At 58.2% G+C, this 13,656-nt stretch carries 10 protein-coding genes; all 10 read right to left on the bottom strand.

The features are described 5' to 3' along the window. Positions 1–29: 29 nt before the first annotated feature. The 10 genes from NR795_RS05210 to tssK all read right to left on the bottom strand — a co-directional run bounded on the left by NR795_RS05210 (position 30) and on the right by tssK (position 13,652). Positions 30–1,670, bottom strand: coding sequence for a hypothetical protein (locus NR795_RS05210; RefSeq protein ID WP_257757414.1), 1,641 nt, complete (start codon positions 1,668–1,670; stop codon positions 30–32). Positions 1,671–2,023: 353 nt separating this feature from the next. Continuing rightward, a complete protein-coding gene (locus NR795_RS05205; RefSeq protein WP_257757413.1) occupies positions 2,024–2,809 on the bottom strand; it encodes a hypothetical protein in 786 nt (261 codons plus the stop codon). A gap of 39 nt (positions 2,810–2,848) precedes the next feature. Next, positions 2,849–3,400: a hypothetical protein gene (locus NR795_RS05200; RefSeq protein WP_257757412.1), complete on the bottom strand. Its 552-nt coding sequence runs from the start codon at positions 3,398–3,400 to the stop codon at positions 2,849–2,851. Next, positions 3,397–4,167 carry a hypothetical protein gene (locus tag NR795_RS05195; protein WP_257757411.1) on the bottom strand — a complete coding sequence of 257 codons (771 nt, stop codon included), beginning with the start codon at positions 4,165–4,167 and terminating at the stop codon, positions 3,397–3,399. The genes NR795_RS05200 and NR795_RS05195 overlap by 4 nt, the downstream gene beginning before the upstream one ends. 12 nt (positions 4,168–4,179) lie before the next feature. Beyond that, on the bottom strand, positions 4,180–6,669 hold the full coding sequence (locus NR795_RS05190; RefSeq protein WP_257757410.1) for a type VI secretion system Vgr family protein: 2,490 nt from the start codon (positions 6,667–6,669) through the stop codon (positions 4,180–4,182). After that, positions 6,662–9,268 carry a type VI secretion system ATPase TssH gene (gene tssH, locus NR795_RS05185; RefSeq protein ID WP_257757409.1) on the bottom strand — a complete coding sequence of 869 codons (2,607 nt, stop codon included), beginning with the start codon at positions 9,266–9,268 and terminating at the stop codon, positions 6,662–6,664. Before tssH ends, NR795_RS05190 begins: the two co-directional genes overlap by 8 nt. A gap of 173 nt (positions 9,269–9,441) precedes the next feature. Continuing rightward, the gene (locus NR795_RS05180; protein WP_144811919.1) at positions 9,442–9,933 is read right to left on the bottom strand and encodes an Hcp family type VI secretion system effector; all 492 of its coding nucleotides are present in this window, start codon (positions 9,931–9,933) and stop codon (positions 9,442–9,444) included. 13 nt (positions 9,934–9,946) lie between these two features. Beyond that, the gene (locus NR795_RS05175) at positions 9,947–11,653 is read right to left on the bottom strand and encodes an OmpA family protein (RefSeq protein ID WP_257757408.1); all 1,707 of its coding nucleotides are present in this window, start codon (positions 11,651–11,653) and stop codon (positions 9,947–9,949) included. Then, positions 11,650–12,318, bottom strand: coding sequence for a type VI secretion system protein TssL, short form (gene tssL, locus NR795_RS05170; RefSeq protein WP_257757407.1), 669 nt, complete (start codon positions 12,316–12,318; stop codon positions 11,650–11,652). The genes NR795_RS05175 and tssL overlap by 4 nt, the downstream gene beginning before the upstream one ends. Next, positions 12,315–13,652 carry a type VI secretion system baseplate subunit TssK gene (gene tssK, locus NR795_RS05165; protein ID WP_257757405.1) on the bottom strand — a complete coding sequence of 446 codons (1,338 nt, stop codon included), beginning with the start codon at positions 13,650–13,652 and terminating at the stop codon, positions 12,315–12,317. Before tssK ends, tssL begins: the two co-directional genes overlap by 4 nt. Positions 13,653–13,656: the final 4 nt, after the last annotated feature.

Here is a 13,656-nt window from a genome sequence, read left to right as displayed (position 1 = left end):
AAATCTAATAACTCTTTGAGTAGCACCCCCTACATTTTATTAGTATGCCGAGCTGTTTCTTCAGCTTTTCTCTCTGCCGCAGCCGGATCCGCATCCTGGCGGATAATATCCGGCATCGGCGGAATGGTCAGTTTGCCATGAAAATAATAATCATCACTTTCCAGCCAGTCGGCCTGCCTGCGCAAATCTGCCAGGCTTGCCCTGTCCCATGAGTGCCAGCAGTACCCTACCGGTAAATCGTAAGCCACCACCCGGCTCATAAAACGCTCATCCATGGGCAGGGTGCTGTGGTCCGTCGGACGCTGCACATAGGTCCGCACCTCTTCCAGCATGTCGGCAGTTGACTGCTTCGCATATCCCCGGCGCGTCTCTTTCGAACCCGGTCCCGGCAGTGACCAGGAAGGAGGTTTGCGTACCATCTTCTGGTTAAAGTAACCGTAGAGTGAAATGTAGTAGCGGTAGTCGACATCAACAGGCTTGTGCGTCACCGGGTTAATCTGCCCGTAACCAAAACCCTCCGGGCCGCCCTGCTTTTCAGTGCTGGCGTAATCCTGATCGAAATTCTGCATATCTTCTGCTGTCAGCGGCTGCGGGACCCGGGGCGCATTGATGTTCAGCGTCTGCCCCCGGGGTGGCGCCGGCCAGGTCATCTCCTGAAGCAGCGTGGTGGTGCTGTCCCAGAACGGCCTGCCGTCACCGAGGTTGCCGAAGTGTGTCTGTGCATCCGGCTCTGCGCCGCAGGGGGTGTTGCGTCCCAGCATTCGCACATACAGGGTCTCTCCGGCCATGGCGAACAGAGGATGCGGCGCGCTGTAGTTGCTTTCCGCCGTGTCCGGCAGCCCCTGCCAGCCGATGCTGCGCAGCGGGGCCGAGCCCATCACCCGGTCATGCGGGTTACAGTAAATCCAGGTGGTGCCGTGGTTGTCACGCTCCGGCAGGCCACCGTGCGTTTTACCCTGCGGCGTCCAGCTTTCACCGTCACTGCTGACGCCCGCCAGCAGATGGTCACAGCCCTGCTGCGCCAGGCGGTTTCTGTTTTCCGCCACCTTTTTAACGATATCGGCAAACGTCGCCTCTCTGGCCTCACGGCTGATGATTTCCTTTACCGGATAGGAGATGTAGGTGGTGGGCTCGTTGTCCAGGGCATAGGGTGAATTCATCACAAACAGTGCATCCGGTGCCTCAATGGCCGCCGCAGCCAGGGCAATCATCGTCCCCTGGCTGTGCGACAGGACCGTGACGGTGTCCTCAGGATGTTTGCGGCGGGCAGTTTTTATCAGGTCGGCCAGCCGCCCGGCGGCGTGCGCATAGTAGTGGCGCGGCGGCGCGGCAGTCAGGAGCCGATCCCGCTCGCCATTCATCAGCTGGGTGCTGAACGGAATGGGGATGCCGAGAGCAGCGGGCCAGTTATCGAACCCCTGCTCACTCCACAGGCTCACCAGCTGGTTGCAGCCATTCTGAAAGGGACCGCCGCCCCAGTACCAGGGGCCATTGCTTTTCCGCTCTTCAGGCGAGAGGTCATAGTAGTTATCGCCCCGCTTATTTTTTAGCGGAATGGCATAGCTGTCGGTTTCGTGGTCCGCTGAACGGTAGCCCCAGTAGAAGCGGATAACCGGCGAGCGGCCTTCCCCGCCCTTTTTGATATGCCGCGACCCAGAGATCCATTTCATCCTGTTTCCGTCTGTACCGTAAAAGGTACTCAGCCCACTTTCTTTTTCATCGCAGGGCACCAGATGACCCTCTTCGTATCTATTTTCAATTAGTGCAAACTCACCACTCAGCCCCAGCCGTTCATTAAGACCTTTACATAACGCTGCTTCTGCGTTTTTATACCATTCACCTTCTGAATTAACACCATGCACGAAAATAACCAGTCCCGGTAGCTGTAGCGGCGGTTGCACCTCAGCACGAACCTTAATATTTTTATGCGAAGTCATAGAACGCGCATAGGGCATTCCATTATCAGTAAAAAATATCGGCACTTTGCGTGTCGGGAAAGGGAGTTTATATTTATCGCTCATTATTATTTCCTTAAGGGCTGAACTGGTTCAAGCTTTCTGTCGCACCGCATTTTTATGTCTCCGCTGCGGGGGTAAAGTTTTGATAAGTCGAGCTTGTAAAAACCGTACGGTGGGAGATCTTCCCCTGGCCTGAGTAGCTCATATTCATTGTCTGAACGAACGAATCCTACATCGCTCTTTTTATCAAAGTCCCATCGATCAACAACAGGATATGTTCTGTTAAGCGAGCGATAGTAAATCAGATAAAAACTATTATCAGTAACAATCATGTCATAATCCTTTGTATCGCCTGTAGGATCCTGCGTATAACCACCATATGCAATACCATCCAATATATTCCCACTATCAGTAGTGACCAGAACAGCATTCATACAACCCTTATCTGAACCCATGCAGGCCGCATGGCGTGTATTAATAGTTGCCGGAAACGCAAGATAATCATCACGCGTGGACAGCCAGAACAAGCGACCTTTAAACAAATACCCTGACCCGTCCAGTATTTTGACATGGATCTCTTTTTTCTTATTGTTATAGAATGTTTGTCCATCCTCACACCGTGTATAATTCTCCAGCGTGAAATAGCGGTTGTCATCAATCTGATAAATGATTTGCGGTGGGCCATAGACAGGCGGTGGCGCATTTTTATCTTTTTCCGTCATTACCGTTTCATGCAGGCTCCCTGCCCCCAGACCGAATGCGGCACCTTCGGTAACGCAGCCGCTCAGTGAAAGCAGAGCACCGCCCAGTAGTGATATTCTGACGAAAAATGCAGTTAGTTTATATATCATACTCACGCCTGTTATTTTCATGGGATAATGTGCAAACGGTTAATTCTTTGACAGGCTCACCAGCTGGTTGCAGCCGTTCTGAAAAGGCCCGCCGCCCCAGTACCAGGGACCTCTGGTTTTCCGCTCTTCGGGAGAGAGGTCGTAATAGTTATCGCCTTTTTTATTTTTTAGCGGGATGGCGTAGCGGTCAGTTTCGTGGTCCGCTGAGCGGTACCCCCAGTAGAAACGGATAACCGGGGAGCGACCTTCTTCTTTTATTTTTCGGGGAGGGTCGACCCATACTGTATCGTCATCATTCCAGTGAGGGTCGTAATACTTGTTAGGCTTTAACATTAAACTCTCGCTTTTTTCAGACAAACCAAGACGTATGTTAAGACCGTCACATAATGCATTTTCAGCAAAATTATACCATTCACCCTCAGAGTTAACGCCATGAACAAATATGATCAAACCGGGTAAATGTAAAGGCGGCTGAACTTCGGCATTTACTTTGATGTTCTTATGAGATGTCATTGAATAGGCAAATGGCGTGCCATTATCAGTAGTGTAAACCTCAACTTTCCGGGTCGGTGATGATTTATTAGCACTCATCTTATTGTTGCTCCTGATGGTTGTACTGGCTCCATTGCACGGTTACACACTATTTTCTCCTGTATGACATGAGAAACATCCATCTCAAACTCCCTTTGATATACCGGACCAGAGACTCCCGGATAGCCTCGTTCTTTCGTTGCCTTTTCATCTGGATGAAATTTCCATCGATCAACTGACCCATTTGTGGGCGTTCTATTTCCATCCCAATAGTTGATCATATAAAATCCCTCATTCGTGACTAACATGTCATAATCTTCCGTATCGCCTGTAGGATCCTGTGTATAACCGCCGTATTCAGCACCGTTGAGCGTCTTCCCACCATCGACTGTGACAATAACTGCATTCATACAGCCCTTATCCGAACCCATACAGGCTGCATAGTTCGTATTAATGGTTGCCGGAAATGCAAGATAATCATCACGTGTGGACAGCCAGAACAAACGGCCCTTAAACAGATACCCTGATCCATTCAGTATTTTGACATGGATCCCTTTTTTCTTATTGTTATAAAATGTCTGTCCGTTATCACACCGGGTATAATTCTCCAGTGTGAAATAGCGGCTGTCATCAATCCGGTAAATAATTTGCGGCGGGCCATAAACAGGCGGCGGCGCATTCTTATCTTTTTCGGTCGTCACCGTTTCATGCAGGCTCCCGGCCCCCAGACCGAATGCGGCACCTTCAGTAACGCAGCCGCTCAGTGAAAGCAAAGCAGCGCTCATTATCGGCAGGAAGATAAATAACCTGGTTAAGTTAAGCGGCATATTTTATCCCTCTTATTTCTTCAGAAGAATTTTCAATCCATCAATGGACTGCGAGCCTATAAGAGAAGAATGTCCTTTCGCATCTGTCACTCCTGTCGTCATGCTTCCATCGGGCAAATGAATTTCATACTTCTGATTTGCTAATATTTTTCCGGATGCAGGATGGGTAATAACAAACCGCTCATTAAAACTCCCCGGTTCAAACGACTTCATTACCCCCTGCATATTTGCAGATCCCTGTTTCGATATACCCTGGTTTTTCACCAGCAGCTTACCCGGCCCGCCAATTTCCACATTACCGCCCCTGATTTTGATATACCCCCCGCCGCATATCAGCGTCAGCTCATCCTGGGCGGTTATGACCAGTTTCTTACCGCTTGATATATGCGTGTCCTGCGTTGACCAGGTGGTGATGTTTCCCCCCTGCGCCTGGATATCCATATCACCCTGCGAGGCAAACCACCTCGCCCCCTGCTGGCTCCAGAGGCTGACTTGCTTTCCCGCGGCCAGCGTAAAATCCTTCTGTACGCCTATGTCCAGCTGCTTACCGGCGACCAGCGTCATATTTTCCTGCGCCGACAGCAGCATATCTTCACCGCTTGCCAGCGCCACACCGTGCGGAGCCGTGCCCAGCAGCACCGCCTGCTGAAGCCGATCGATCTTCTTTTGCAGCAGCCTCTGCTGACGTCCGACATCTGCTGCCAGGGCCTGTGCCTCCTGCGCGCTGGCCGCCAGCGACTGCATTTCCACCAGCGCCGCCGAAAGCCGTGACAGCGCCGGCTCCATCGCCAGCTGCTTTCCCTGCGCCTTCGGCTGTGCATCAGCGGTAATGAATATTCCCTTCCCGGCACGGATAGCCCCGTAGCTGTCCGTACGCAGCTCAATCCCCTCGCCGCGCTGATTTCTCTCGCTGTCCACCAGATGCCCGAGGTTAAGCTGGCTCTTGCCGCCGTACTCGGTGCTGATCTTCACGTGCTCTTTCCCGCGCGTGTCGTCGAGGCGGATCTTGTTGTTCGCCGGGGTTCTCAGCACGTTGCGTTTATAGTTGTAGATGGTGACGTGGTCACCGTGCGCCGAGTCGTGCAGGACGCCGGCGATATAGGGCCGGTCCGGATCGCCCTCTTCAAAGGCTATCGCCACCTCGGTGCCCGCCAGCAGCGGCAGGTGCAGGCCGTATGTGTCCCCGGCATAGGGCCGGGCCTGGCGCACCCACAGGCTCTCTTCACCCGGCGACCAGCGATCGCGGTCAAACAGCAGGCTGACGCGGTAGCGCCCGTCACGGTCGATATGGCCGTAGATATCGTTGATTTTGGTGCTGGTGACGCGTGCAGGAAGCGTCCCCGCCATCACCGGTTTAGCGACGGCGATCGGGCGGAAGCCGTAACGCTCTGAGAACGGGATCGCGTGAAAGGTGACCTCAAAGCTGCGGTCACGCCGGGCGCGGCTGTGAAGGCGGGTGACCACCACCCCCTGGCGGAAGCTGTCCACCACCTCCTCGCCGCCGGTCACCTTCAGCTCCTGGCCGGGGGCCAGCGTCGCGCAGTTGGTTTCGCCGTTCAGCTGCAGCTGCCCGTTCAGGTAGCGCTCGTGACGGATACGGGCGTAAAACGCCCCGCTCTCCGGCTCCGGGTCACGCTGGTCGCTGTTGCCCGGCGTCAGGTAGTTGTCTCCCCAGTGATACGCCTCGCCGTAGGTGGTGCTGTCACCCTGCGATACATCCGCGCTGAGGTTCATCTCCTCCGGCGCGTTGCGGTAGTTATAGCTGCGGGTAAAAACCGACTTCTCCACCACGTTATGGTGGCTTTTCAGCCCCCACACCGACTCGGTGCCGCGGTCATGCTGGCCGGATGGCGGAACAGACGGCAGCGTCAGCCCCTGTTCGACATAGCGCTGGTCATCATAAAACGCCACCACGTCAATATTGAGCCGGGTGTCAGCCGTAATGCTGTACCAGATCCCCACCTCCGCCAGCAGGCGTGAGATAAAGGTCAGGTCATCCTCGTTGTACTGCATCACCTGCTCACGGCGCGGATACTCATTCGCCAGGGTGAAGACAAAGTCCTCCCCGCGCATGTCGTGGCGGGTGCGCAGGATGTGCTCCACGATACCCGGCACCGACATATCCTGGTAAATCCGGTTCTGATGGCTTCTTGAAAGCAGGGCCAGACGCGGCTGCAGCGTCAGGCAATAGCGCGTTTCATCGTTTGAGGTGGAGAGACGTTCAAACCCGGTAACCACCCCCTGAAGCGTGCGTACCGGCTGCTGCACCTTTATGCCGTAACCCTGGTCAGCCGGAGCCTGCAGGGTCAGCGACGCGTCCTGCATCAGCATCTGCTGCGGCGTGATGGTCTTGTCCGGGCTGGTAAATTCAACGGTGTAGCGGAACGGTTCACTCAGCGCTTCATGGCCTTCAAAGCAGAGCACGTCCAGCAGCGCCTGACAGCCGCGGACCCTCAGCAGGTTATGGCTGTGGCTGAATATCAGGGAGGTTGCGTCACTCATGGCTTATTTCCCCTTCGTCGAGATCCAGTCCAATGCCCGCCTCCTCACTCCAGCTCAGCGTCAGGCGCTGCGGCTTCTGGCCCGTCGCCATATGGCTTAACAGCTGCTGACTCAGCACCGGCAGGATCTGCTGATTGAGCAGGCTGTCGACGTTACGCGCCCCGGTATCCGGTAGCAGGCAGGCGGCGGTCAGGGCGTCATACAGGCTCTCATCGATATCCGTTGTCATGCCGTAATGGCGGGCCAGCCGCTGGCTAACCTGGTCAAGCTTCATCCCTACGATGGTGCGCATTGCCTGCTGCCCCAGCGGGCGGTAGATCACCGTCTGGAAGCGGGCCAGCAACGCCGGCTGGAAGTGATCCCGCAGAATGGGGCGAAGCAGTTCGTGCAGGTCGACATCGGTGGCCTCCGGCTGGTCGTCCAGCAGCTGCATGATGTAGTCGCTGCCGAGGTTGGAGGTCATCAGAATAACGGTGTTGCGAAAATCGATCTCCCGCCCTTCGCCGTCGCGCATAAAGCCGCGATCGAACACCTGGTAGAAGAGGTTCATCACGTCCCGGTGCGCCTTCTCTACCTCATCGAGCAGCACCACGCTGTAGGGACGCTTGCGCACGGCCTCAGTCAGAATGCCGCCCTGACCGTAGCCAACGTAGCCCGGCGGGGAGCCTTTCAGCTGGGAGACGGTGTGCGGCTCCTGGTACTCCGAGAGGTTGATGGTGATAAGGGATTTCTCACCGCCGAACAGCGCATCCACCAGCGCCAGCGCCGTTTCGGTCTTGCCGGTGCCGCTCGGCCCGACCAACAGGAACACACCCTGCGGCCCGTTCTCCGGTGCAAGCCCGGTTTTGGCGGCACGCAGGCGCTGCGCGATGGCGTTCAGCGCGCCATCCTGGCCGACTACCCGTTTTTCAAGTGCGGCTTCAAGGCTCAGCAGCTCCGTCTGCTCATCCTTCATTAATGAGGAGAGCGGCACGCCGGTCCAGTCAGCGATAACCGTAGCAACGGTGCGCACACCGACGTCAACCTCCAGCAAAGGCTGGTTCTGCTGTACCTCAGCAAACTGATGCCGCAGAGCGGCCAGCTCCCTCTGGCGGGAGATATCCGCCCGGCATGCCAGCAGCTGTTCGCTGAGCGCCAGCTCCTGACCGTACTGCGTCTCCAGCGCGTCAAGCTGTAAAATAATATTCACCTCTTCCCGATCGATAGCCTCCAGCCGTTCGCCATGCGGGCCGCGCCCCACCGCCAGGTCTTCCAGCAGCGCCTGTTTTTCCATCTCCAGCGCGGTGATGGCGGATTTCATGCGGATCAGCGGCTCAGGCACGGTATCGAGGTTCATGCGCACCCGGGCGGCGGCGGTGTCGAGCAGATCCACGGCTTTATCCGGCAGCTGACGTCCGGTGAGGTAGCGCCGGGAGAGCGTAACGGCAGCGCGCACCGCTTCGTCAGTGATATGCACCCCGTGGTGCCGGGCGTAGCGGGTTTTCAGGCCACGGAGCATCAGGCAGGCGGTATCGTCGTCCGGCTCATCCACCAACACCCGCTGGAAGCGACGCTCCAGCGCGGCGTCGCGCTCAAAGTACTGCTTGTATTCGCTCCAGGTCGTGGCGGCGATAGTCCGCAGCTCGCCCCGCGCCAGGGCGGGTTTCAGCAGGTTGGCGGCATCCGCGCCGCCCGCCTGGTTACCCGCCCCGATAAGGGTGTGCGCCTCGTCGATAAACAGCAGAACCGGCGTGGACGACTGCTGCACCGCGTCGATGACGTTTTTCAGCCGCTGCTCGAACTCACCCTTAACGCCCGCACCGGCCTGGAGCAGGCCCAGATCAAGCGTGCGCACGCTGACGGTTTTCAGACTCGCCGGCACGTTGCCCTCGGCAATTCTGATTGCCAGCCCTTCCACCAGCGCGGTTTTGCCCACGCCTGGCTCGCCCACCAGGATAGGATTGTTTTTGCGGCGTCTGGAGAGAATATCCACCATCTGGCGGATCTCCGTATCGCGACCATACACCGGATCAATGTGACCCTCGCGCGCCCTGGCGGTGACGTCGAGGGTGAATTTATCCAGCACGTTCTGTAGCGCCGGGTTCAGCTCCCCGTCATGATGACGCGCCAGCTCCGCTTCCTGCTGAACGTCCGGGCGTTCATCGGACTGCGCATCGAGCAGCGGACGCAGACGTTCCAGCTGGCTCTGGCCCAGGGTCAGCAGCGGCCACAGGCTGTCGCAGCGCACCAGTTTTGGTTTATCCACCAGGGCCATCAGCAGATGAACGCTGCGAATATGCTCTTCACCTGCCAGCGAGGCCCGCAGCCAGGCGTTCTGCATCAGCGTCTGCGTGCTCTCTGCCAGCTGCGGACGACTGCGTACGGAGCGGGGCAGCGTATTCAGCCAGCCGAGCAGGTCCTGCCACAGGGCATCCATGTCCCACTCATAGCGGCGCGCCAGCACCGTCAGGTCACCCTCACCCTGCTCCAGCAGTTTCAGCAGCCAGTGCTCCGGCAGAATTTCACCCTGCGCCCGGGTCTGGCACAGGGAGGCGGCACCTTCCATTGCCCGGGCACAGTAGGGGTTGAGACGACGCAGCAGAACAGCGGGATTTTCCATGACTCTCTCTCTTTATCGGTTCCTGGACACGCTACCGCCCATCGCTGTTTCCTGTTGTTCAGGAGACCAAAGCGCACGAGGTCGGTATCAAATTGTGTTTTTGTTTGCTCAGCAGCCCGCAGCTGGCCGCTCAGAAAACAAAAACAGCAGACGGAAAACCGTCTGCCGGGGGGTTATGCAGTAGCGCGTTCGTTCCATGAGTCGGAATGAATGATGTTGCCGTCCTTATAGGTCCAGGTGATTTTTTCGTAACGCAGTTCGATGGTTTCGAGATGGTTATGCTTCTCGTAGGACGGATCCTTGATGTCGTGCATCTCTGGCGCGACCTTCACCAGCTTGACGTTCTCCAGCTTCGTGTTGAAGTACTCCACCTCCTGGCCCGCATCGTTGATTTTGTACCACTTGAACTCCGCTGATTTGAGGGTTTGCCCGGTGGTCACCGCCTTGTAGAGGTAGGGGCTGGAGGAGTCGATCTCCTTGGTGAACCTGAACGGCGTGTGGATCCGGGTGCCGGTCAGCCTGCCGGTGTTGTTGTCGGTCGGGATATAGAGATCGTGTTTCTGAGCCACCACTTCGATGCTGCCCTCACGATCCTTCACATCGACGGAACCCTTGATGTCCGCACCGCCATCGTCTTTCAGCCACAGATAAACTGGAATTGCCATTGTGTATCTCCACTTATTGCTTATTAGCGTCGCCCTGTTGGGGTGACAAAGGGGGGGTGTCCGGCATCCGGCAGGCATTGGCCTGCGGCACCAGACTGATGTCGACACGCCGGTTCAGCGCCCGGCCTTCCGGGGTGTCATTGGTTGCGACCGGGCGGCTTTCGCCATAGCCCTGTACCGCAAAACAGCTCTCCGGCACGCTGCCCGTGTCACGCATCCAGTTGCGGACTGATTCGGCGCGTTTCAGAGAGAGGATCTGGTTAGGTTTTTCATCCCCGATACTGTCGGTATGGCCTGCGACCACGATCAGCCAGCCGGGCCTGGCCTTAATACCGACCAGCGCATTGACCAGCACCTTTGTGGAGCCGGGTTTCAACTGCCACTGGCCGGTAGCAAACAGCGACATGCTGTCGAGACGTACCGTCTGCGGACCCTGGATCACCTTGTTGATCGCCCGCGGCGGAGGGGGTGGCGGAACATATGTCTGAATGGCGGCCAGCACCGCAGGGCGCAGCCGCTCCCCCCGATAGAGCCCCAGCCCGTAGCGCATCGGCTCGCCGTTACGAGACCAGCTATTGAGTAACGCCACATCGTTACGCAGCCGAGCCACCGCCCTGGCTTTCGGCACGGTGTCCGTCATGCCAATTCGGTAATAGTTCGAGATATCAAAGGCGAGCCGGTGCAGCAGCTGACGGTTGTTCCATGCACTGCTGCACAGCGCGACCAGCACGGCCAGAGTGAAGAGAGAGAGCGCCCGGCGCTGCGTCCGGTTACGCGGCGTGATACCGCCACCCTGCGGCAACAGCGGCAGAATAAAATCCGGGAGAGGCGCATCGCCTGGCGATACCGTGCCCGATTGCCAGCCCGGAAGCTGATTGAGCGTGGTACGACGCGCTAGCCAGCAAGACCAGAGAGAGTCTGCCAGCGCAGGCAGAGCGGACGACGGAGCCTGGTGGTAGAGCACCATTGCAGGCACCGCAGGCGGCATGTCCGGCGAGCTCGCCGTCAGCGCCGGTAACACCGCCTCCGCCATATAGCGGGCTTGCGCGTTTACTCTCACCTGCGCCCGAAGGCGGGAGGTGCTATCGCCCTGCGAAAGCCAGTGGGTAATGCTGCTCGGGGCGCGATCCGCCAGCCAGACCTGAAGCGCGCGCCCCGCCTGAACTGACTGCCACAGCGTTTTCGCGACGGATGCCCCCGCAACGGCGCTGGTCAGCAGCAGCGGCACCGTGCGCCGGGTATCTCGGCGCACCTGCGCAAGCTGCCAGCGCAGCTCATGCAGACGGGTAATGAGCATCGCTTCATCGTTATGCTGCTGCGGACGGACAACGATCATCACCGCCAGCTGCGCTACCAGCTCCGGGCGCTGCCAGAGCAGATGGCGCACCGTCTGCCGCAGTTGTGCTGTGGACACCTTCACCCAGCAGCCCTGCGCGGTACGGTATAGTGTGCCCTCGCCCGGCCAGTCCAGCGTGTCGCCGCAAACCAGCACCACCGGCAGGCGGTATGGCGCTTCCGGCAGCTCCTTCAGTTCACCCTCACCCTCACCCAAACCACCCGGACGGTGACCAGCAGAAACCAGACCAGCAATAACGACAGTCATTGTCAGCAGAAGGGTAAAACCGCGTTCACCGGCCGTCAGCGGCAGGAACAGCAGGCACAGCAGCGCCGCGAGCAAACCGCCCCACAGCCATACCAGGCGCTGCTGGCGCACGCTCATTTTCCCGCCCCCGGCAGCAGAGATGTTACCAGCCCGTCAAGCCAGTGATTAAGCCCCAGCCATAGCGCCGCCACCGCAATGGCGCACAGACCGATACACACTGGCCAGTGGCGTAACCTCTCACGCACGCCGCGACCGCCGGAAACCGTGGCCAGAAGCGGTACGTTTGACGCAAAACTCAACGGCGGCACGCGCTCGGCCAGCGCCCGAACCATCTGCTCACGAGCGAAGTCGTTCAGCGTGGCATAGCTGCCCTTAAACCCCAGCGCCAGCACCCGATGAAAGCAGGTTAGCACCGCGCTATCCGGCGCGGGCTCACGCAAAACCTGCCGTATTCGCTCGTACAGCGCATCCCCGGCGTCCATGGTGCCGAAGTATTTTGCCTGTAGCGGACGGTCGTACCAGACAATACAGGCATCATCCTCACCTTCTCGTCCCTTGGCGGTTTCATCCAGCAGCGCGCACCAGGCATAGAGAATATGCTGGCGATCGGCCTCGCTCATTCCGGCCTGCTCTAGCTGCGCCATCACCTGCGTAATATCCTCCACGCAGCGCTGCCAGAGCATCTCCCCTTCGCCTTCAGCCAGCACGGCCCCATAACGCAGCTCGGTGACGATCAGCCAGGTGTTCTCCAGCAGGGTGTCAATATCAATATCCTTTTTCATGAACGCAGCACCGCCCAGAGTTCAAGATCCGGCTCGCCCAGCAGGCCGGAGACGTAAAACACGCAGCTTCCTTCCGCCAGCATGGCCTGCGCTGCCGGATGGGCCATATCAAGGCTGAAATACTGATTTTCCAGACGCAGCGGGATCGCCGCCGGAACATGGCTCATTGCACGCAGCGGGACACCGGGCTGCGAGCCATTGACCACTCTGTCGACTTCATCGGGGCTGCCCACCTTGCACTGCTGCGGAAACAGCTCCAGCAGCTGCGCTACCGGTAATGCGGAACGCACTGAGAGATAAAAATCGGCATCCTCACGCAGCCTCGGATCGTGCAGGCGGGCATGCCAGCGTTTGCGCCGGGCATCCTTGACCATCTCGATGGCCACGACTCTGGAGGGCAGGCTGGCCTCCAGCAGCACGCCCAGCAGGTCAAACAGCGGCGGGAATACCGCCGTTAACTGCTCGTGACGGTAAACCGGAATATCAGCCGTGGTATGCGCAAGCGAAAAGGTCAGCAGGCTACCGGCCAGCCCCGCCAACACCTCGTAGAGGCGTTCGGGATGCACCTGCGGATGGCGCATAAAATGACTCAGCACCGGCTCCGCATGGTTCAGGGCATTCAGCAGCCAGAACAGCGACACGTCCGCCACCGCAAAGTCCGCCATCCGCTCGTTGCTCTCACGGCGCATCGCCATTAGCCGTTGCAGGCGAATGCGCAGCTGATTCAGTAACTGCGCCAGTCGATCCGTTAGCCAGCGGCTGGCCTGGACGCTCAACAGCGGTGGAACAAAGGCGCTTTCCTGCATCCAGTTACCCTGATTGTCACGATACAGGCGGGCAACGGGCAGCGTCTGGTAGTCACCGTTATCCTCGTCCGCCGCACGCAGCGTCAGTTCCGGCAGCATCACCGCGATCTGGCGGCTGTCGTCACCATAACGGTTTCGTACCTCCCGCCAGCCAAGTCGCCAGCGCACCGGGCGCGCCTGTTTATCGTCCGGACGCAGGCAGTTGCCGCCATTTGCATGCTCGTGCGGCAACGCCAGCACCACCGTCAGCTCGCTGCGTTCGGGAAGCACCAGCACTGGCGGCAAGGGATCCGCATTATCGGTATCGATAAGAGTGCCGTCGGCATAACGCACATACAGGTGGCTGGCTTTCAACCGCCCCTGCGCCAGCAGGGAGGCGTCAAATTCCACATACTCTATTCCCCAGGGATTCAGCGCCCCCATCCGGGCGATACTCTCTGCGGACCAGGCGGTAAGCGCCGCCTGATGCTGAAAATGCTGCGGCGAGATCATCTGTCCCCTTGCCCATAGCGGTCGTTCTGTCTTCATCGCA

This window comes from Pseudescherichia sp. L3 (assembly GCF_024656065.1).
In the GTDB taxonomy this organism is placed as follows: domain Bacteria; phylum Pseudomonadota; class Gammaproteobacteria; order Enterobacterales; family Enterobacteriaceae; genus Pseudescherichia.
Note: the sequence above shows the minus strand (reverse complement) of the source record. Positions and strands in the feature narration are given on the sequence as shown.

Coding starts and splice junctions, on each gene's coding strand:
- NR795_RS05210 (WP_257757414.1), bottom strand. CDS start 1,670: ATGAAATGGATCTCTGGGTCGCGGCATATCAAAAAGGGCGGGGAAGGC.
- NR795_RS05205 (WP_257757413.1), bottom strand. CDS start 2,809: ATGATATATAAACTAACTGCATTTTTCGTCAGAATATCACTACTGGGC.
- NR795_RS05200 (WP_257757412.1), bottom strand. CDS start 3,400: ATGAGTGCTAATAAATCATCACCGACCCGGAAAGTTGAGGTTTACACT.
- NR795_RS05195 (WP_257757411.1), bottom strand. CDS start 4,167: ATGCCGCTTAACTTAACCAGGTTATTTATCTTCCTGCCGATAATGAGC.
- NR795_RS05190 (WP_257757410.1), bottom strand. CDS start 6,669: ATGAGTGACGCAACCTCCCTGATATTCAGCCACAGCCATAACCTGCTG.
- tssH (WP_257757409.1), bottom strand. CDS start 9,268: ATGGAAAATCCCGCTGTTCTGCTGCGTCGTCTCAACCCCTACTGTGCC.
- NR795_RS05180 (WP_144811919.1), bottom strand. CDS start 9,933: ATGGCAATTCCAGTTTATCTGTGGCTGAAAGACGATGGCGGTGCGGAC.
- NR795_RS05175 (WP_257757408.1), bottom strand. CDS start 11,653: ATGAGCGTGCGCCAGCAGCGCCTGGTATGGCTGTGGGGCGGTTTGCTC.
- tssL (WP_257757407.1), bottom strand. CDS start 12,318: ATGAAAAAGGATATTGATATTGACACCCTGCTGGAGAACACCTGGCTG.
- tssK (WP_257757405.1), bottom strand. CDS start 13,652: ATGAAGACAGAACGACCGCTATGGGCAAGGGGACAGATGATCTCGCCG.